Genomic DNA, 19675 nt, shown 5'->3' with positions numbered 1-19675 from the left:
TGCTGTAGAGTGTAGGGTGCGTGTTTGCGGCTACTAATTTGGATAATAAAATAAAACTAACAATCCGCCGTAATGACTCCTGACAGTTTACATTATCAACTATTCATTATTAATTAAAAAGGCGATCGCAAAATTACGCCTTCTTAAAAAAGAGATTAAACACCTTAAGCAAAACCCAAAGGTTGAAACTGAGTATCATTGATAATTTTAACCGTTTCCCCCGACTGCTTAATCACAAACAAACCGCGCCGATAGGCATAGACATCTATTCCCTGATCAATTTCAATGCCTGCCACTGCCCCATAAACCCGAAACTCTCGAAATTGGGGGAAAGCAACCTTAAATCGCTGTAATCGGCTGACAAAATCATCTACATCATCCCTCGACAGTCGAGATTTACATTCCACAGCCACCAACTCGCTCCCATTCACCGCCACAATATCAATCTCCATTGCCGCCTCAGGACGCTTACTTTTCAAGCGACTCATCGTTTGGGTGACATCAATGCCCCATTCCTGAAATAAACCCACGACCGCAGGCTCCACCATTTCTTCTATAAAAAGACACAAAGGAGTTGTTAAGCTATTGACCGCTTTGGTCGTTTCTTGTACCTGTTTTTTTAATTCTTCCATCGTGCGATTAGCTTCCTCTCTGCGGCGATCAGCTTCGGCACTGCGGCGATCGGCTTCGGCACTGCGGCGATCGGCTTCCTTTTGAAACTCGGCAAATTGGGCCTCAGTTCTTTCAAATAACTTGTAAATATCGGCGATCGTTACAGCGTCTGACATAGGAAGATTCTTCAAGCTTGAGGAGTCTAGTCCCATTCTAGCGACTTGGCCCAGAAGAAATGTCCCTAGCTTCTCATCCGTGTTTTTTCAATCAATTATTGACTATCAACTAATCAGCGATCGCAGTTCAAGGGGAAGGGGTCAAAGGTCAAAAGGCGATCGCGGTCAATGGATAATAGGCAATTGACAATGGATAATTATCAACCGAAGCTCATGCGGCCATGGGCTACTATTTTGATCATCAGGAAGAAATTGACCTGGAAATCACCCAAGAATGGGATCAGGTACAAATTAGCATAACGCGAATAGCTAAATCACTTTTTACAGCAGGGTGAAAGAAGTGACTTTTCCCCCCTTCCCCCGAATGTACCCCGTAACTGATATAAGTAGAGATGTAGGTCTATAACCAAAATTGCCGCATCAGTTCGGTTAGGTGACTGTTTTTCGCTTGTCTAGGAGGGTAGATATGCTCAACGAATTAATTTATGAAGGATTAGGTTTAAGTGCTGTTTTCGGAGGACTATTCCTCTGGTCGCGCTCTGGTCTCGTCAGCAAAAATACCGCCCTTTTAGCCGCACAAGCGCAATTACAGCAAAGTAACTCAGATTTGTTGGCTCAAGTCAAGGGTTTAGACGTGGCGCAATCAGATTTAAAAGACGAAAATCAGCAGCTGCACGCCAAAATAATTTACATAGAACAACATTCCGCCCAATTACAGCACAAAGCTACGGATTTAGAAAATTCTCTCCAGTCCCTCCAGCAAGCTGTCCAGATAGGTGAGGGTGAAATTGAACACCTGAAAACCACCGCTAAGGAAATAGAAGCGGAGAAAGCTGGTTTGATGGAGCAATTAGAGCGAGAAAAAGCCCAAATTATTAGCCTAGAAGCACAAATTCAAACTTTAGAGCAGCAAAAAGGTGAAATTAACCGTCAATTTGATTTGACTAAAAAACAGACCACCTCTCTCTATAGTCAAATTCAGACCCTAGAACAGGATAAAGCTCTCTTACAGCAAGAGCTAGAAAAAGCTGAGGAATTAAGGGCCAAAGTGGCCGATTTAGATCATAAAAACCAAGAATTAAGCGATTTAGCCGCCCAAATTCCCATCTGGCAAGGTCAAATTCAAACCTTAGAACAGAATCTGGCTGACCAAACAGAACAGTATGAGCAAGGACAGCAAGAAATAGCCAGCTTACAGGGTCAAATTAGCGGGTTAGAACAGGAAAAAAAGTCTCTCAGCGAAGATTTAGCCGCAAGTCAAACTCGATCGCTCTCTTTAGGGCAAGAATGCGACAATTTAACTATAAAACTGCAAGAAACCGTCGCTCAAGTGGCGGCCATAACCGACGAAAAGGACAGTCTCGGCGCTCGTCTCGAAGCGGCTAAACTGGAGTTACAAGCTTTAGAAGTCCAGAAAGGAGAATTATCGGCAGAATTAACCACTGCTGCCGAAAAAATTGCTAATTTAGAAGGGCAATTACAGGAATTAAACCAGTTACCCCAACAATTAGCCGATTCTCAGGCAAAAATTGCTGATTTAGAAGGGGAATTACAGGAATTAACCCAGTTACCCCAACAATTAGCCGATTCTCAGGCAAAAATTGCTGATTTAGAAGGGCAATTAGAGGAATTAACCCAGTTACCCCAACAATTAGCCGATTCTCAGGCAAAAATTGCTGATTTAGAAGGGCAATTACAGGAATTAACCCAGTTACCGCAACAGTTAGAAACCTATCGGGAAAATATTGCTAATTTAGAGATTCAACTACACCAGTTAAGTGCTGAAAAAGACCAATTAGAAGCCACAACTTCCCGTCATATCGAGGAATTAAGCCAACAAAATCGCCAACTAACTCAAGATTTAGAAGTCCAAAAAACGGCGGCTAAAGCTTTAGACAAGGAAAAAATTAAGCTTGAGAGTGAGTTAACAACTAAGCAAGAAGAAATCGCCGCTTTAGAGGTTCAAATTCAAAACCTAGAACAAGAAAGAGACGATTTCTCTCGACAAACTGCCCCTATTACTACTAATGAACCGGAAGCAATTATTAGCGAGACTCCGGTAGTAGAAGAACCGGAAACTCCCCCGGTGATTGCCGAGGAAACTCCGGTAGTAGAAGAACCGGAAACTTCCCCAGTGGTTGCCAAGGCGACTCCTGTGGTGGCATCAGAAAAAATCCCGGTTGCGGATACAAGTTTAGAAGTGCAACCCGCAGCAAAGATAGTCCAGACGAGTCAAGAATCCGCCGAAAATCCCCTAAGGGGAAAAAGCCTAGTTATACTAGGAACCTTCAGCAAAATCAGTCGCGAGAAAGCGAAATCATTGATTATTAATGTCGGTGGTACTGTTACCGGTTCCCCCAGTGCGAACACCGATTATGTTCTCCTCGGTAAAGCTCCCGGTGAGAAACTCAAAAAGGCTCAAAAATTAGGCATTAAAACCCTTTCAGAAGCCCAATTTCTGCAAATGGTAGAATTATTTTAGCCGTCGGTCGTCGGTCGTCGGTCGTCAGGAGATAGGGTGATAGGGAGATAGGGTGATAGGGAGATAGGGTTTTGGGGTGATAGGGTGATGAGACAGCTTCCCCACTTCCCCACTTCCCCTTAATTACGAAAATTATGAGTCAAAAAATTGCCTTTTTAGGATTAGGAGTAATGGGAGCGCCGATGACGACTAATCTTGTCCGTCAAGGTTTTGCTGTCAATGCTTGGAATCGTACCCCAGAGGCGCCGGGGATAACCATTGCTGGGGCAGCTGGTGCGAACATTTGTTCTAATATTGCCGCCGCCGTCAGGGATGCCGAGATTGTCTTTACCTGCGTCGGAGATGTGCCTGACGTGGAAGCGGTAATTTTAGGACCGGGGGGTGTCATGGAATCGGCAGCGGTGGGAACTCTGGTGGTGGATATGAGTACCATTGGCTCTCAAGCCGCTAGGATGATTGGTAAAAAGCTAGAGGAAAATAATCTCCGTTTTCTCGATGCTCCCGTCTCTGGGGGCGATATTGGGGCGAAAAACGGCAGTTTAACTATTATGGTGGGGGGGAAAGAAGCGGATTTTCAGACTTGTCTGCCCTGTTTTCAAGCCATGGGTAAAACTATTCGCTGGTGTGGCGAAATCGGCAACGGACAAGCAGTAAAACTCTGTAATCAAGTCTTGGGGGCGGTTCACATGGTGGCGCTGTGTGAGGCTCTAAAAATGGCAAAAATTCAAGGATTAGACCCCAATTTAGTCATAGAAGTCTGTAAAACGGGGGCGGCAGGTTCTTGGGCGTTGGAAAATTTGGGACCAAAAATCCTCGCCCAAGATTTACAGCCGGCTTTTATGATTGAACATATTTTGAAAGATTTGCGATTAGTCAAAGAAACTGCCCAGACAGCCGGGGAAATTCTGCCCGGGACAGATTTAGCGGAAACTCTATTTAAAGTAGTAGCGGAATTGGACGAAGGCAAGGGAATTAAACAGGGAACCCAAGCGATGATTCGCGCCTACGATTAGGCCTTTTGTTGGCGATAAATATCATCGGTACGGGCAGCCATGATGAAATCATTTTGATGTAATCCCCCCACGTCATGGGTCCACCAAGAAACGGTAACTTTACCCCATTCTGTCAATAAAGCTGGGTGATGGCCTTCTTTTTCCGCCGCTTCTCCCACGGCATTAGTAAAGGCAATTGCCCCTTGAAAATTGGCAAATTTATAGAGTTTTTGCAGACGGGGAATACCCTCGTATTCTAAGAGATTCCAATCGGGAATTTTAGCCTGTAAAGCGGTAATTTCCTCGGCAGTGATAGGAGAAGAACCCGATTGATAAGGTTGACATTTTTGTTGAGCAAGTTCGGTCATAGGGGTATCAATCCAGATTTTTTAAGTAAGTAGTTATAATTAAATTGAAGATAGATTTTGCCTCTGATCCCCCCTGCCCCCCTTGATAAGGGGGGTGCCGATCCCCCCTGCCCCCCTTGATAAGGGGGGTGGGGATACCCCCTGCCCCCCTTGATAAGGGGGGTATCTGACAACTTTTAACACCTACCTACTTACCTTTATTATAGAGGAAAATCCCCCAGAGAAATTTTTTATTCTTCCTCTGACTCTGGAGAACTCACCCAAGGGGTAGAAGATTCGGCAGCTTTCGGGAAAGAAAAAGATTTTTTCGGAGGAGAAGGCAATAATTCCAATTGTTGATTACCGGTTTTATAGCTAGTTTTATTTTTATGCTCTCCCCGTCGTCGTTGGGAGGTTTTTTCCTCTGTCGTATTTTCGGCTATCACTTCATACAAAATCGCCCGTTTATCCTCTTGTTGGCCTTTTCTTAAAACCCGTCCTAAACGCTGAATATATTCCCTCGTGGAACCGGTTCCCGATAAAATAATCGCGATGCGTGCTTCCGGCACATCAACCCCTTCATTAAGAACATGGGAAGTCACCAGAATTTTGTATTCTCCCTGACGAAAACGGGTCAGGATTTCATGGCGTTCTTTCACAGGAGTTTGATGGGTTATGGCAGGTATTAAAAAGCTCTCGGAAATGCGGTAAACTGTGGCATTATCGTTGGTAAAAATTAAAATTGGCTCCGGATAGTGTTCACAGATTAACTCGGCTAAAACCCGCAATTTTCCCTGGGTTCCGGAGGATATTTCCTTCGACTCCCGGTGCGCTAACATCGCCCGGCGCCCTTCGCTACTTCTGGCACTAATCATGACAAAATTTTGCCAACCATTTAAATCAGCCAAACTGAGATTATTTCTTCTTAAAAAATCATTGCGAATTTTAATTGCTTCTTGATATTTTTCCTGTTCTTTAGCAGATAGTTTCACTTTAATTTGAATTATTTCATGATTGGCTAGGGCTTTTCCTGACAAGTCTTGGGGACTTTTTTGATAAACAATTGCACCGATAAGATAATCTAAATCTTGATGACTACCATCACCGCGATCCGGTGTTGCTGTTAAACCTAAACGATAGGGTGCGATCGAATCTTCCGCTATTTTCCGAAAGAAATCCGATGGTAAATGATGACATTCATCAAAAATCAAAAAAGCGTAACGATTGCCAAGAGTTTCTGAATAAATTGCCGCACTTTGATAGGTGGCGATTAAAATAGCACTATTATCCTTAGAACCTCCCCCTAATAATCCCACCTCGGCATCGGGAAAAGCCGCCAACATCTGGGCATACCACTGGTGCATTAAATCAATAGTCGGCACGATAATTAAGGTACTGCGGGGAGTCGATTGTAGAGCTAATTGGGCAAGATAGGTTTTACCGGCAGCGGTGGGAAGGACGATAACACCCCTTCTCTGGGATTTTTTCCAAGCGATTAACGCTTCCGTTTGGTGGGGGTAGGGTTCCCGTTCAAAACTGGCAATTAATTCTAAATTGTTAAAAGCTTTTGCTTCATCTTGGAAGTTAATGCCCTCCTCCTGTAGAGTTTCCACGAGAGGACGATAATGAATGGCCAAAATGCGAAATCTTTCGATACGATCATCCCAAGTGGCAAAATCTAGCCATTTTTTCCCCTTTGGTGGTGGATGGAGAATTAAGGTTCCTCGCTCATATTTGAGGGTGGGTAAGCGCATTTTTCAGTTATCAGTTATCAGTTATCAGTTATCAGTTATCAGTTATCAGTTAAGCTAAGACGCATTTAAACCGCTTATTCTTAGATTAGCCGAACCCCCCCAATCCCTTTACTGTTGCCTTTTGCCTCTTGCCTTTTGCCTCGTCTCAACAAGCAATTTAAATTACGAACAGCTTATCAGTAAACAGTAAACAGTATAAGTGAACTGAAAACTTACATCTGATAACTGATAACTTATTCAAGGCTGATGGCTTATATTTATCTAAGGGAGGACTTACGCCCTACGCCTCTACAGAAAAACTAATGCGGGGTAATGTAGGGGCGCAATGCTTGCGCCCAAAATGTAAAATTTACGAACACTTTACACCATGATGTCAAGAGAGCCAATTTATCTTGTTAAAAAAATAGAGTGTGAATTAACACACTCTCAGCATATCGAAACAGCCAAAGTTTGGCAATAGATTAAATCTTTTCGGTTAGCTTAGTCAGAACGCGATTGGAACGTTCCACAAAAGCTTGCATTCCCTCGGCATCAAATCCTTTTTGAGCGATTAAAGCTAAATCATAAACGTGCTGACAGAGCATTTTCGCTAATTGCGCCGATGGAGATTCGCCGCTACCAGTAACAATACTTCCCTGACTAATCTGGACAATCTGTTGAATTAGGGGATGATTAGTATTAATCATCAGAATATGTTCTTCGGGGAAAGCCATAGCTTTTTGTTGCATCATTGCCGTCATTTCCTGTAAGCGTCGCATCGCTTCTGGAAGTAAGACAATTGCCGGGGGAGTAGCTTGGGGATCATCAGATTTCAAGGCTTCAGTTTTGATATTGATGCGAGAATTATCGAGAGCTTTGGCGAAGATTTCTTTGATTAATTCAGCCCGGGTTTTATTACTGGCGGGATCGATAATTTCACTAGCTTGATCCTGTTCGAGCAGCGTCGAGTCTAATTCAGAATCAACCCGGGTGAATTTCACATCGGAGTATTCTCTTTCTAGGAAAGGAATAAAGTAATTAGTGTCGATGAAAGAATCAAAGAAAAGGATTTCTAAACCTTGATTTTTGTAGAGTTCAACGTAGGTGGATTGGCTACGAGGATCGGTACAGTAAAAAACTCGATTTTCGTGGCGTTCTTTATGGCGTTCCAGGTAGGCTTTGAGAGTAGTATAACCTTCCTGTTCGATCGCTTCTAGGGGAGTTTTCGCCGTTGCTTCTTGCCATGCGTCACCTTCGGCGGTTTGCACTTCCACTTGTACGGCAGTTTCTGGGGGTTTGTAGGTAGTGCGATAGATTAAAATATCTTCTACCTGCTGCTTAAATTTATCCTCTTTTAAGGAACCAAATTTAATAAAAGTTCCCACATCTCCCCAACAACGAATATATTCTTTTGCGTCTTCATTGTAGAGAGATTTGAGGCGATCAGCAATTTTTTTGGCAATAAAATCGGCAATACGGCGAACGGTGCGATCTTTGGTTAAAGCACTTCGAGACACATTTAAAGGAATATCTGGACTATCGATGACTCCTCGCAAGGGTATCAGGAAATCGGGAATAATTTCCTCGCAATGATCGCTAACAAAAACCTGATTACAGAATAACTTTAATTGTCCTTTTGAGACATCCACATCCGGTCTGAGTTTGGGAAAATAAAGAATGCCATTGAGCAAGAAAGGATAATCGGTATTCAGATGTACCCAGAGTAAAGGTTCTTCTTGGAAAGGATAGAGATAACGATAGAATTCTAGGTAGTCTTCTTTAGTCAGATTTTGAGGAGATTCTTTCCATAAAGCCCGTTGTTGATTAATCACTTCCCCATCAATTTTAATGGGAACGGGCATAAAATCTGAGTAGGTTTTGACTAACTGGCGAATGCGGGCAGGTTCTAAATATTCCCCTTCCTCATCCATTAAAGTTAGGGTGATAGTGGTGCCGATTTGGCTGCGGGAAGAATCGGTTAATTCAAACTCGGGAGAACCATCACAAGACCAATGGACAGGGGTAGCACCTTCTTGATAGGAAAGAGTATCAATTTCTACCTTTTTAGCCACCATAAAAGCCGAATAAAAACCTAGGCCAAAATGACCGATTAAATCGTTGGCTGATTTTTGGTATTTATTGATAAATTCTTCCGCACTGGAAAAGGCAACTTGGTTAATATATTTCTTGATTTCTTCCCCTGTCATCCCGATACCATTATCGGTAATTGATAGGGTACGATTTTCTTTATCGATGGCGAGATTAATTTCTGGTTCGGGGACTTCTCCTCTCGCTTCTCCTGCTAAGGAAGCCATTTTTAATTTCGAGATGGCATCAACACTATTTGATATCAATTCCCGCAGAAAAATTTCATGGTCAGTGTAGAGGGATTTTTTGATAATAGGGAAGATATTCTCGGTATGAATCGTGATATTACCTTTTTCGAGTACCGTCATACGTTCAATCACTAAGGGCTTGACTATTCTAACTTTTTTATTCTGCTCGATAATGGCAGCACTGATCACAGAGCGATTGCCCAACTTCCTCTAGGGGGATAACCGTACCGATAAAGGGAGTTGACGGCAGCAGGGCGATTTCTGGAACTCGAGCGCAAAAATCGGGTTTATTGATGACTTTTTGACTTTTACAAGCGGTTGGTTGAGATTTGCCGATTGAGCCAGAATTGCAGTAGCTCTACTTTTCACTTTGCAGATATCCCTCAATCAAAATATCGGGATTGAGATAATTAACCGTGACATTTTCTAACTGTAAAGCTTGGCTCATTAACTGGAAACCTAAATCACCCACGGCAGTAGGTGCATTAATTCCCCCGATGATTTTGGGCGCAATAAAAGCGATAATTTTTTGTACCATGCCCTCAGCGATCGCAGCTGCGCTTAAACCGCCGCCGCACTCCCACAGAACCTGACAAAATCCCCTTTGATCAAGATTTTCCATCACTAAAGTGGGTGTCACCTCGGTTAGTTCGATCACTTCCACGCCTTTTGTTAATAATTGTTGCTTAAGCTTGACATTAGCATCAATTTGTGTATAAACAAGGGTGGGAAATTGACTGGTATCCCAAAGATGGGCGGAGGGGGGTAAATCGAGCGATCGAGTCATGACCACGCGCAGGGGATTATGATCGGAGAGGCCGTGAGTGGTGAGGTGGGGATTATCTTGACGGACAGTGCTACCGCCGACGATAATCGCATCACAGGCCGATCGCAGTTGATGGACTATTTGGCGAGAAGCGGGGCTAGTAATCCAAGCGCTATGACCGCTAGTAGCGGCAATTTTGCCATCGAGAGTCATGGCATATTTGAGGATACCGAAGGGTTTTTTAGCGGTGATGCGATGGATAAAACCCTGATTGAGTTGACGACATTCGGACTCCTCCACCCCCACCAGCGTCTCGATGCCTACCGATGCTAATCTTTGAATGCCTTTCCCCGCCACCAGGGGATTAGGATCGATCATCCCTACCACCACTTTTTTAATGCCTGCTTGCACAATTGCCTCGCTACAGGGGGGAGTACGTCCATAGTGGTTACAGGGTTCGAGATTGACGTATAAAGTGGCACCACGCGCTTTTTCTGCTGCCTGTCTCAGGGCAAAAACTTCTGCATGAGGTTGTCCGGCCCCTGGGTGAAAACCTTCGCCGATAATTATACCCTCTTGAACAATCACAGAACCCACCAAAGGATTAGGAGAAGTCCGCCCCAAGGCTTGCCTAGCAAGGGTTAGACATCTTTGCATCATTTTGCGATCGAATTCCGTTGCCCGGTCCATGGTTGATTTCTCCAAAGGAGGGGAGACTTTATCAGTGATCAGTAAACAGTAATCAGTGATCAGTGGGAATTATAAATTATAAATTATGAATTGGGAGATGGGGGTGATGAGGTGATGAGGTGATGGGGTGTGGGGTGTGGGGTGGTCACTTCGTGCGCGTTGCGGGGGGTAGTGGGGTAGTGGGGCATTTGGCTGAAATTTCCCTAAACCCCTAAACCCCTAAATTCCTAAACCCCTAAATCCCTATATCCCCTTTCTAACTGAAAACTCACATCTGATAACTGATAACTTATCTACTATTGTTATTTTAAAGTGAAACGTATCAGAGGATACAGAAATCTCAAATAAAAAAAAACAAAGATCAAAAAACATTGACTACTCACACCTCAAGATAAATCCCTAGGTGTTTGGTCTTCTGAAATGATTAACCCCTGTTCCTAGGATTTAGCGGTTGAACGGACATAATTGCTCGGTGATTATTTTCAACAGTAATGAATCGACCTACTAACTCAAAAAAGTAAACGAATTAACGATGAAACGAATTGCTCGAAAATCTGGGGAACTTGTCGGTTTATTACCGAAAATTAACCCTGTCTGGTTAGCCTGTGTTCCTTTGTCCGCGATTATTTTCGTGGTTTGGAACACAGCCGTACAGGCCCAAGATGCGAAACCCCTAACCCCCGAAGATGTCCAAAACGCCCTTAATACAATCTGGGTTTTAATTGCCGCCATCCTCGTGATCTTTATGAATGCGGGTTTTGCGATGCTAGAAACGGGATTCTGTCGTCAGAAAAACGCCGTTAACGTTCTGGCCAAAAACCTGATCGTTTTCGCCCTCTCCACCATATCATTTTGGGCGATCGGTTTCTCCCTGATGTTTGGGTCTGTCAGTAACGAATTTTTCGGTACAGGAGGCTGGTTCCTTAGCAGTAGCGATCCCGCCACCTACGTTATGCCTGCCTCTTTGCCCACCTCGGTGTTCTTCCTGTTCCAAGTAGCTTTCGCGGGAACGGCGGCAACCATTGTATCTGGGGCGGTGGCAGAACGGATTAAATTCGTCGATTTCCTCGTTTTTAGCTTAATTATCGTCGGTATCATGTACCCGATCACTGGTCACTGGGTTTGGGGTGGCGGTTGGTTAGCTGACCTTGGTTTTAAAGACTTCGCCGGTTCGACGGTGGTTCACTCGGTGGGTGGTTGGTCTGCTTTAACCGGGGCGGCAATTCTCGGCCCGAGAATGGGTAAATACATCAACGGTCGCACCAGTGCCTTACCCGGCCATAACATGAGTATCGCGACCCTGGGTTGTTTAATTCTCTGGATTGGCTGGTTCGGTTTTAACCCCGGCTCTACTTTGGCAGTTAATGAAACTGTACCCTATATCGCTGTCACCACTAACCTCGCCGGGGCTGCAGGTGGCATTGCCGCTACCTTGACCGCATGGGCGAAAGATGGTAAACCCGACCTTTCAATGATTATTAACGGTATTCTGGCTGGTTTAGTAGCCGTTACCGCCGGTTGTGATGGTGTATCCTATTGGTCGGCCTTAATTATCGGTTTAATTGCCGGTGTGGTCGTGGTTTACTCGGTGGCTTTCTTCGATAACCTGAAAATTGATGACCCGGTGGGTGCGACTTCCGTTCACCTCGTCTGTGGTGTGTTTGGAACCTTAGCCGTGGGTATCTTCAACAAAGATGCGGGTTTAATCACCGGTCAATTGCAACTGTTTATTAACCAAATTATCGGAATTGTGGCAGTAGGGGCATTTACCGTGATTGTTAGTGGTATTGTTTGGACAATCCTCAAGGCTACCCTCGGTATTCGTGTTACTCCCGAAGAAGAATTAGAAGGTCTGGATGTGGGTGAACACGGGATGGAAGCCTATAGCGGTTTCGTCAAGGAGTCCGATATCGTTGCCGGTGGCTATTATGCTTCTACTGTTGACATGGAAACGCCTAGCACTCGTTAGGGTAAACCTTATAAAGATAGATTAATTGATCCCCGACAAAGTTAAAGAGAAAAGGAAGAAGGCCTCGCCCTGATGCGATCGGTGGCTATAATTGCCTTCTAAACCTTTTCTCTTTCGGTTTTTGTCTCTTTCCAGACAGAAAAAAATAATCTTGCTACTAACCACCAACCGACAATGAAAAAGATCGTAGGAATAACCATACTTTTGCTGGGACTGGGATTCAATTGCGGAGTTGCCCCGGTTTTTGCGGAAACCATCGCCGCCGCTCCCCCCAATCCGATTAGTTCTGGGGATACCGCTTGGATGCTGATCTCCTCAGCTTTAGTTTTATTAATGACCCCCGGACTGGCTTTTTTTTATGGGGGTTTAGTGCGTTCCCGTAACGTCCTCAACACCATGATGATGAGTTTGGTGGCCATGGGTGTCATCGGTGTAACTTGGGTGCTTTGGGGTTATAGTCTCGCTTTTGATGTTACCCCGGGTAAAAGTGGCTTTGGGGAAGGAATTGAAGCTTTTATCGGTGGTCTGGATTGGGTTTTTCTCAACGGTGTCACGGCCACCGCGCCCGATAGCACCGGCTATGCTCCCACCGTTCCCCATCAAGTGTTTATGGTCTATCAGATGATGTTTGCGATCATCACCCCGGCTTTAATTTCGGGTGCGATCGTGGAACGGGTCAACTTTAAAGCCTATTTTTGGTTTTTACTGCTTTGGTCCACCTTTATCTATTCTCCCCTAGCTCACTGGGTTTGGGGTAAGGGTTGGTTGGCGGCCACTGGGGCGCTGGATTTCGCCGGTGGAACCGTTGTTCACATTAGTTCCGGGATTTCCGCACTGGTGGCCGCCTGGATGATCGGTCCGCGGCGTAGTTTTGGTGTCCAAGCCTATGCACCCCATAATGTGCCTTTTGTTCTCCTAGGTATCGGTTTACTCTGGTTCGGTTGGTTTGGTTTTAATGGTGGTAGCGCACTTTCCTCTAGTTCCCTAGCCACGACAGCTTTTGTTAATACCAGTATCGCCGCTTCGGCTGGTGGTTTGACATGGATGCTTATAGAATGGATTTTACGGGGTAAACCGACGGCGATCGGTATTGCTAGTGGATTTTTAGGGGGATTAGTGGGTATTACTCCCGCTGCCGGTTATGTGCTGCCAATCGGGGCGATTCTCATTGGTTCGATCACTGCCCTTACCTGTTTTTTTGCGGTTAGTCTGCGGGCAAAATTGCGCTTTGATGATTCTTTGGATACCTATCCCGTCCATGGTGTGGGTGGGACGGTAGGGGCGCTGCTTACGGGGGTTTTTGCCACTAAATCGGTTAATTCCTTGGGTAATGACGGTTTACTATTTGGCAACCCCGGCTTAGTCTGGACGCAATTTGTTGGCGTTGCCGCTACTTATATCTTTGCTGCCGTGGGTACTTTTGTTATCCTGAAAGTTCTCAGTCTATTTATGGAGCTGCGGGTTAAACCGAATACGGAAGCAGAAGGGTTAGATGTTCCTGAACACGGAGAGGAAGCCTACGGACAAGAATTCGAGTTTGGTAACAGCTTTTCCTACCAAGAAAATCCTGGTGCCACAAATCCGCAAGAAAATTATTAGCGATTCCAATCAGCTATCAGTCCAGCTAACAGAGGTGAAATTTCGTCTCTGTGAAACTGGGCTAAAAAATTACGTTTTTGGTCGTCTTGTCTCTGTCACCGGGGATTGTGATCCTGTCCGTCGCTGGCAAAGAATGCTCGATCGTTATTGTCCAGAGATTCTCCAAGACCCAAAAACTCTCCGCCAAGGCCGCATGAGTAGCGATCGCTAGGGAGGATCAAGTTTTATCTAGATGGGCAAAACAGCAAAAAATTAGCGATTCCTACTGACAATAATCAAGAAATTTGTAAGCCAGCTAACTCAGCAATTGTGTAGGTGGGTCTGCCTTTAACTTCCTCGTAAATTCTGCCGATATATTCTCCTAGTATTCCGATGCTAATTAGCTGTACAGAACCCAGAAAAAATATAGCGATCATAATCGTGGCAAAACCCGTGATCGGTGAGTCGGGTTGCTGTAAACGCCAATATAATACTAACAGAGCCATAATCAAAGATATCAGGGCAGAAAATAATCCTAGATAGGTGGCAAAACGTAAGGGGACACGGGAAAAAGATACTAGGCTATTAATAGCTAAAGATAATGATTTGCTAAAGGTATATTTTACTTCCCCAGCAAAGCGCGCATCCCGCTCAAATTTAACCGCAGTTTGTGGAAAGCCAATCCAAGCGCGCAACCCACGAATATAACGATTTCTTTCTGGGAGAGAATTTAATAGATCTACCACCTGACGATCCATTAAACAAAAGTCTCCTGTATCGGCGGGAATATCCACATCAGCGAGTCTTTTAAGCAAACGATAAAAGAGATAGGCCGTCAGTTTTTTAAACCAACTTTCTTGTTTTCTTTTGGTTCTTTGGGCATAAACTACTTGATAACCCTCTTGCCATTTTTCAATCATTTGGGGAATTAATTCAGGTGGATCTTGCAGGTCGGCATCCAAAACAATAATTACTTGTCCTCGGCAAAAATTAAGTCCAGCAGTTACGGCCGCTTGATGACCAAAATTGCGGGCGAAACTGATATAACACACTCGTGAATCAGCTTGGTGCAGTTCTCGCAGCAGTTTTAAGGAACTATCTTTACTACCATCATTTACTAGGATTAATTCTACCTCCCCATCTAAATTATTCATGATGGCACTCACCCGGCGATATAGTTCGGCAATAGTTTCTTCCTCGTTATAGATGGGGACGATCAGGGAATATTTTAGCATTTGCATAATAATATTTGACCAGTAATTGATTGAAAAATCTGACTCCTAAGTAGGTGGGTGGAATTAAATATAAGATGAACGTAGGTTGGGTTGAACCATGAAACCCAACTCCCGCATGGGTTACGCTACCGCTAACCCATCCTACAAATAATTGTGCCTCCCTACTTAACTCAGAGAATTCGGAAGAAAATCCTCGATCGCCTGTCCCGTCTCTTTTGGTGCTTCTTCTGGTAAAAAATGACCGCTGGCGATCGCCTGTCCAGTGACTTGATTAGCTCGCTGCTGCCAAAGAGCGATCACATCGTATTGACGTGCAATGAAACCTTTTTTTCCCCAAAGAACCAAGAGGGGAGAGGAAATTTTCCGGTCTAAATCCTGACGATCATGCTCTAAATCGATGGTAGCGGCGGCCCGATAATCGGCACAGGTGGCGGTTATCGTCCTTAAATCTCGAAAACAACGCCGATATTCCCCCAAAGCTTCCTCTGTAAAAGCGCTAAAATCTCGACCCCAACTTTGCAAGCAATGTTGCAGATAATAATCGGGATTAGCGGCGATCAGGGTTTCGGGAAAAGGAGAAGGCTGAATCAAGAAAAACCAATGATAGTAGGCAGTGGCAAAAGTTTTATCAGTCGCATCGTACATCGCCATCGTTGGTGCTATATCGAGTAAAACGAGTTTTTTGACCTTTTTGGGAAAATCAAGGGCGAGACGGTGGGAAACTCGCGCCCCTCGATCGTGGCCGATTAGATAAAACTCCTGATAACCCAATTTTTCCATCAGCAATACCTGATCGAGGGCCATGACTCGCTTGCAGTAATTGCTAGAATCCTCTAGGGGTAAGGGTTTATCGCTATCCCCATAGCCGCGCAGATCCGTGGCGATCACCGTAAAATTAGCCGCTAATCGGGGGGCGATTTTATGCCACATTTGATGGGTTTGGGGATAACCATGAAGCAAAAGCAGCGGAAAACCGCGCCCACCTTTGACACCATTGATAGTAATGTCATTAACTTCTAGCTGAAATTTCCGAAAATTTGTCAGCATTTTTGCCTCCTGTCACCTTGGGGAAAGATAATTGCATCATCTGGCAAAAGTGACCCAATCAGTAAAGTTTTTTCACTATAGCCGCTCAAGCCGCTGCTTTTCTGGTAGATTAAAACTATTAGGTTGCTCAAAAATCAACGAGTTAAGCAGTTAGGTGTTAAAAACTGTCAGATCCCCCCGCCTATCGGCACCCCCCTTAATAAGGGGGGCAGGGGGGATCGAACCCAAAATCTATCTTCAATTTAATTATAACCAGCTACTTAAGCAGTAATTTGATTATGATCTCGATTATCTATTCCGATGAATTTCTCGATCACGATACAGGTATTTACCATCCCGAAAAAGCGGCGCGTTTAACGGCAATTGTCGAGGCTTTAAAACAAACAGAATGGCAGTCAAAATTAACATGGCATTTACCGACACCGATCGAAATTCGTGACGAAGTAATCCCTTTGATTAAACAAGTTCATAATCAAGATTATGTTGATATATTGCGGCGAATTTGTCAACAGGGTGGGGGAAGATTGGATGCAGATACTCCCGTTTCTGCCCGTAGTTACGATGTGGCGTTACTAGCGGTTAGTGGCTGGTTAGATGGAGTCGATCGAGTCTTATCCACCGGCGATCCTGCCTTTATTTTAGCCCGTCCTCCTGGGCATCATGCCACTTCTAATTATGGCATGGGTTTCTGTCTGTTTTCTAATGCTGCTATTGCCGCTTATTATGCTTTAGAAAACAAAAGAGTGCAAAAAGTAGCGATTCTTGATTGGGACGTACATCACGGCAATGGCACCCAGGATATAGTTGAAAATCATCCCCAGATTGCCTATTGTTCCCTCCATCAATTCCCCTTTTATCCCGGCACGGGAGAAGCGAGAGAAAAAGGTGAGTTTAATAATGTTTTGAATATTCCCTTACTGGCGGGGAGTACCATTAAAGATTATCAAGAACATTTTGAGGGGCAAGTCATACCTTTTCTGAAAAATTTTCAACCGGATTTAGTGATTGTTAGTGCTGGATATGATGCCAATCAAGCGGATCCTCTGGCGGGCATTTGTCTACACCCACAAGATTATGGAATTTTAACGAAATACCTCTTAACTCTCGATAAACCGCTGCTTTTCGGCTTAGAAGGCGGTTATGATTTAGAAGCTTTAGCGGCTTCCGTCGTCGCCACCTTAGAAGCTTTGCTCTGATCCTAATCCGGGTAATCGTTACATTTCTTTAAAAAGATTGGTAACAAAGCGATCGAATGCGGTAAGGTAAACGATCGATAGAAAAAAACCCTTGACCTAGTTGCCTTTTAAGATTATGAACTCGCTTGCGCCACACCTAAAAGCCAAAGCCCTCAAGCCAAATAGTCGTCGTCCTGCCAAAGAATTGTGTAGCGAGTGCGGACTTTGTGACACTTATTATATTCACTATGTTAAAGAAGCTTGTGCTTTTCTCAATCAACAAATCGCCGATTTAGAAGCAGCAGCACACGGCAAAAGTCGCGACTTAAATCAGGAAAATGATCTCTATTTTGGTGTTCATCAAGATATGATGGCTGCCAAGAAAAAACAAGCTATTCCGGGGGCGCAATGGACAGGAATTGTCAGCACAATTGCCTGTGAAATGCTCAATCGTGGTTTAGTAGAAGGGGTGGTTTGTGTGCAGAATACCGCCGAGGATCGCTTTCAACCGCAGCCGATTCTCGCCCGTACCACGGAAGAAATTCTCGCCGCTAAAGTCAATAAACCGACTCTTTCTCCCAATTTATCAGTCCTAGAAGAAATTGAAAAATCGGGCATGAAACGGTTATTAGTTATCGGAGTTGGTTGTCAAATTCAAGCCCTAAGAGCAGTAGAAAAAAAATTAGGCTTAGAAAAGTTATATGTCTTAGGAACTCCCTGCGTCGATAATGTCACCCGCTCAGGACTGCAAAAGTTTCTAGAAACTACCAGTCGTTCCCCAGAAACCGTGGTTCATTACGAATTTATGCAGGATTTTCGGGTACACTTTAAACACGAAGATGGCTCGATGGAAATGGTTCCCTTTTTTGGCTTAAAAACTAATAAATTAAAAGATGTTTTTGCCCCTTCCTGTATGACTTGTTTTGATTATGTTAACTCCCTTGCCGATTTGGTTGTGGGCTATATGGGCGCGCCTTTTGGCTGGCAATGGATTATGGTTCGTAATGATACGGGCAAGGAAATGTTAGAGTTAGTTAAAGATCAATTAGATACCCAAGATGTTATGTCTAGTGGTGATAGAAAACAAGCTGTACAAAATAGCATTCCCGCCTATGATAAAGGTGTAACCTTGCCGATGTGGGCGGCAAAAATGATGGGAGTAGTAATTGAAAAAATCGGGCCTAAAGGTTTAGAATATGCTCGCTTTTCCATCGATTCTCACTTTACCCGTAATTACCTTTATGTTAAACGTAATTATCCTGAAAAATTAGCGGCTCATGTTCCTGAATATGCTAAAAAGATTGTGGAACAGTATAAATTGCCCGATTAATTAGGGTATGCTGAAAAAGTAGGGGCGAAACATTCGGATAGGAAATCTACGGTTTCAGCGATAGGTTATCGTCCGAATGCTTCGCCTCAAGTCAATGATAGGTGGTGCGTTACGACGGATTGTTAGCTTCAAGTCAAAGCGGAAATTTTGGCCGTCTAACGCACCCTACTGGACTAGGTAATAGGTGTAGGGGTAATTCATGAATTACCCCTACAATCGGCCACGTTTTTCTGGATGTTGTTAAATTTTCTCTTGACAAAAGCCTCTTGACATGATACTATATTCATAATGGAAAATCCGTGCGCCTACAGACCCTAGTTTTCAAGAATTTTCAAGGTCTAGTTTATTCGCCATAATGGGTTTTAGTACGATGAATATAGATTAACTTCTGTTCATCATTAATGGTGTAAAGTATTCTATCTTGATAACTTAAGCGAATTGAGTAGAAACCCGTTAAATCTCCTACTAATTTTTTGCCACTATAGGGAGAAATACTCAGGGTATCTTGGATAATTGACTTCAGTTTCTTCTTAAGTTTAGGGGTTAGCTTATCAACATCTTTTTTAGCTTCTTTGGTAAATCTGACTTCATAAACCATTAATCAATGTCTCCCAACACTTCCTCAAGAGAATAGGTTTCATTTTCATTAATTTGCTGTAGAGATAGTTGTAAGCTTTCTCTTAAGTCGGGAATAGATAGTAATTCGATGGTTTCTTGTAAACTTTCATAGTTTTTTTGGGAAATCAAAATTACAGAATCTTCCTGATTCTCAATGGCATAAATTTTGTTATCTTCTGTAACCGATTTAACGAGACTGGGTAAATCGGTTTGAGCATCGGCGATTTTAATTTTTTTGATCATAATTAATCCTTTTTTTGATGATGAAATAATAAAAATTATTGTAGGGATTTAACAATCTCACCTAATCACACTCCAGACAGCATCCTCCTATAATTATCCATCATTGTAGTTCATCAGTGACTAATTCAATCACTGTCAATGGTGGTGGTGGGTTACTGGACTAGGTAATAGGTGTAGGGGTAATTCATGAATTACCCCTACCATAACGTTTTTCTGGATGTTGTTAAATTTTCGGCTCTTCTAGGTTCTGTGTGAGCATGGTATAATAGTAACACAGAACAGGAGGTGGGTTATGTGGATAAATTTTGATCAACTCCTCGATTTACCAAATGTAACAGTGGTCAAT

The 19675-nt window shown here is 43.7% G+C and carries 16 protein-coding genes; 7 read left to right on the top strand and 9 right to left on the bottom strand.

Annotation, left to right across the window (positions count from 1 at the left end):
• Positions 1-164: 164 nt before the first annotated feature.
• Positions 165-788, bottom strand: a complete 624-nt coding sequence (locus EWV66_RS02800; RefSeq protein WP_287107776.1) for a DUF3782 domain-containing protein — start codon at positions 786-788, stop codon at positions 165-167.
• A 466-nt stretch (positions 789-1254) separates the two neighbouring features.
• Here EWV66_RS02800 and EWV66_RS02795 point away from each other — a divergent pair, with 466 nt between their 5' ends.
• Positions 1255-3270, top strand: coding sequence for a BRCT domain-containing protein (locus EWV66_RS02795; RefSeq protein ID WP_287107777.1), 2016 nt, complete (start codon positions 1255-1257; stop codon positions 3268-3270).
• 134 nt (positions 3271-3404) lie between these two features.
• A complete protein-coding gene (locus tag EWV66_RS02790) occupies positions 3405-4283 on the top strand; it encodes an NAD(P)-dependent oxidoreductase (protein WP_287107778.1) in 879 nt (292 codons plus the stop codon).
• Here EWV66_RS02790 and EWV66_RS02785 read toward each other — a convergent pair.
• The 4 genes from EWV66_RS02785 to ribD all read right to left on the bottom strand — a co-directional run bounded on the left by EWV66_RS02785 (position 4280) and on the right by ribD (position 10134).
• Positions 4280-4630, bottom strand: coding sequence for a 4a-hydroxytetrahydrobiopterin dehydratase (locus tag EWV66_RS02785; protein ID WP_002762185.1), 351 nt, complete (start codon positions 4628-4630; stop codon positions 4280-4282). The two genes, EWV66_RS02790 and EWV66_RS02785, sit on opposite strands and share 4 nt — an antisense overlap.
• 230 nt (positions 4631-4860) lie before the next feature.
• On the bottom strand, positions 4861-6363 hold the full coding sequence (locus EWV66_RS02780; RefSeq protein ID WP_287107779.1) for a DEAD/DEAH box helicase: 1503 nt from the start codon (positions 6361-6363) through the stop codon (positions 4861-4863).
• Between the two features lie 461 nt (positions 6364-6824).
• Entirely contained in the window at positions 6825-8798 is a 1974-nt protein-coding gene (gene htpG / locus EWV66_RS02775) for a molecular chaperone HtpG (RefSeq protein WP_072926061.1), read from the bottom strand.
• A gap of 238 nt (positions 8799-9036) precedes the next feature.
• Entirely contained in the window at positions 9037-10134 is a 1098-nt protein-coding gene (gene ribD / locus EWV66_RS02770; protein WP_287107780.1) for a bifunctional diaminohydroxyphosphoribosylaminopyrimidine deaminase/5-amino-6-(5-phosphoribosylamino)uracil reductase RibD, read from the bottom strand.
• A gap of 532 nt (positions 10135-10666) precedes the next feature.
• On the opposite strand from ribD, the gene EWV66_RS02765 reads away from it, so the two are divergent.
• The 3 genes from EWV66_RS02765 to EWV66_RS02755 all read left to right on the top strand — a co-directional run bounded on the left by EWV66_RS02765 (position 10667) and on the right by EWV66_RS02755 (position 13913).
• Positions 10667-12103, top strand: a complete 1437-nt coding sequence (locus EWV66_RS02765) for an ammonium transporter (RefSeq protein WP_287107781.1) — start codon at positions 10667-10669, stop codon at positions 12101-12103.
• A 174-nt stretch (positions 12104-12277) separates the two neighbouring features.
• On the top strand, positions 12278-13702 hold the full coding sequence (locus EWV66_RS02760) for an ammonium transporter (RefSeq protein WP_287107782.1): 1425 nt from the start codon (positions 12278-12280) through the stop codon (positions 13700-13702).
• A complete protein-coding gene (locus EWV66_RS02755) occupies positions 13674-13913 on the top strand; it encodes a hypothetical protein (RefSeq protein ID WP_287107783.1) in 240 nt (79 codons plus the stop codon). Before EWV66_RS02760 ends, EWV66_RS02755 begins: the two co-directional genes overlap by 29 nt.
• 64 nt (positions 13914-13977) lie before the next feature.
• Here EWV66_RS02755 and EWV66_RS02750 read toward each other — a convergent pair whose 3' ends face one another.
• Positions 13978-14916, bottom strand: coding sequence for a glycosyltransferase family 2 protein (locus EWV66_RS02750; protein ID WP_287107787.1), 939 nt, complete (start codon positions 14914-14916; stop codon positions 13978-13980).
• 165 nt (positions 14917-15081) lie between these two features.
• Complete coding sequence (locus tag EWV66_RS02745) at positions 15082-15963, bottom strand: alpha/beta fold hydrolase (RefSeq protein ID WP_287107784.1); 882 nt, start codon at positions 15961-15963, stop codon at positions 15082-15084.
• 278 nt (positions 15964-16241) lie between these two features.
• Here EWV66_RS02745 and EWV66_RS02740 point away from each other — a divergent pair, with 278 nt between their 5' ends.
• Both EWV66_RS02740 and EWV66_RS02735 read left to right on the top strand, forming a co-directional pair.
• Positions 16242-17159 (top strand): histone deacetylase family protein, encoded by a 918-nt coding sequence (locus EWV66_RS02740; RefSeq protein ID WP_052276586.1) that lies wholly within the window; start codon positions 16242-16244, stop codon positions 17157-17159.
• A 115-nt stretch (positions 17160-17274) separates the two neighbouring features.
• Positions 17275-18468, top strand: coding sequence for a Coenzyme F420 hydrogenase/dehydrogenase, beta subunit C-terminal domain (locus EWV66_RS02735; protein ID WP_287107785.1), 1194 nt, complete (start codon positions 17275-17277; stop codon positions 18466-18468).
• Positions 18469-18811: 343 nt separating this feature from the next.
• On the opposite strand, the gene EWV66_RS02730 is transcribed toward EWV66_RS02735, so the two are convergent.
• Positions 18812-19066 carry a type II toxin-antitoxin system RelE family toxin gene (locus EWV66_RS02730; protein WP_052276585.1) on the bottom strand — a complete coding sequence of 85 codons (255 nt, stop codon included), beginning with the start codon at positions 19064-19066 and terminating at the stop codon, positions 18812-18814.
• Complete coding sequence (locus tag EWV66_RS02725) at positions 19066-19329, bottom strand: type II toxin-antitoxin system Phd/YefM family antitoxin (RefSeq protein WP_002756068.1); 264 nt, start codon at positions 19327-19329, stop codon at positions 19066-19068. Before EWV66_RS02725 ends, EWV66_RS02730 begins: the two co-directional genes overlap by 1 nt.
• Between the last annotated feature and the right edge of the window lie 346 nt (positions 19330-19675).

The organism is Microcystis sp. M_OC_Ca_00000000_C217Col (assembly GCF_007095585.1).
Classification (GTDB): Bacteria; Cyanobacteriota; Cyanobacteriia; order Cyanobacteriales; family Microcystaceae; genus Microcystis; species Microcystis panniformis.
The sequence above is the reverse complement of the archived record's forward strand: the minus strand, read 5'-3'. Positions and strand labels throughout refer to the sequence as shown.

Excerpts from the sequence above, each read along its gene's own strand:
- EWV66_RS02780 (WP_287107779.1), bottom strand. The coding sequence starts at position 6,363 with ATGCGCTTACCCACCCTCAAATATGAGCGAGGAACCTTAATTCTCCAT.
- EWV66_RS02730 (WP_052276585.1), bottom strand. The coding sequence starts at position 19,066 with ATGGTTTATGAAGTCAGATTTACCAAAGAAGCTAAAAAAGATGTTGAT.
- htpG (WP_072926061.1), bottom strand. The coding sequence starts at position 8,798 with ATGACGGTACTCGAAAAAGGTAATATCACGATTCATACCGAGAATATC.
- EWV66_RS02745 (WP_287107784.1), bottom strand. The coding sequence starts at position 15,963 with ATGCTGACAAATTTTCGGAAATTTCAGCTAGAAGTTAATGACATTACT.
- EWV66_RS02790 (WP_287107778.1), top strand. The coding sequence starts at position 3,405 with ATGAGTCAAAAAATTGCCTTTTTAGGATTAGGAGTAATGGGAGCGCCG.
- EWV66_RS02800 (WP_287107776.1), bottom strand. The coding sequence starts at position 788 with ATGTCAGACGCTGTAACGATCGCCGATATTTACAAGTTATTTGAAAGA.
- EWV66_RS02750 (WP_287107787.1), bottom strand. The coding sequence starts at position 14,916 with ATGCTAAAATATTCCCTGATCGTCCCCATCTATAACGAGGAAGAAACT.
- EWV66_RS02735 (WP_287107785.1), top strand. The coding sequence starts at position 17,275 with ATGAACTCGCTTGCGCCACACCTAAAAGCCAAAGCCCTCAAGCCAAAT.
- EWV66_RS02785 (WP_002762185.1), bottom strand. The coding sequence starts at position 4,630 with ATGACCGAACTTGCTCAACAAAAATGTCAACCTTATCAATCGGGTTCT.
- ribD (WP_287107780.1), bottom strand. The coding sequence starts at position 10,134 with ATGGACCGGGCAACGGAATTCGATCGCAAAATGATGCAAAGATGTCTA.
- EWV66_RS02740 (WP_052276586.1), top strand. The coding sequence starts at position 16,242 with ATGATCTCGATTATCTATTCCGATGAATTTCTCGATCACGATACAGGT.
- EWV66_RS02795 (WP_287107777.1), top strand. The coding sequence starts at position 1,255 with ATGCTCAACGAATTAATTTATGAAGGATTAGGTTTAAGTGCTGTTTTC.
- EWV66_RS02760 (WP_287107782.1), top strand. The coding sequence starts at position 12,278 with ATGAAAAAGATCGTAGGAATAACCATACTTTTGCTGGGACTGGGATTC.
- EWV66_RS02765 (WP_287107781.1), top strand. The coding sequence starts at position 10,667 with ATGAAACGAATTGCTCGAAAATCTGGGGAACTTGTCGGTTTATTACCG.
- EWV66_RS02725 (WP_002756068.1), bottom strand. The coding sequence starts at position 19,329 with ATGATCAAAAAAATTAAAATCGCCGATGCTCAAACCGATTTACCCAGT.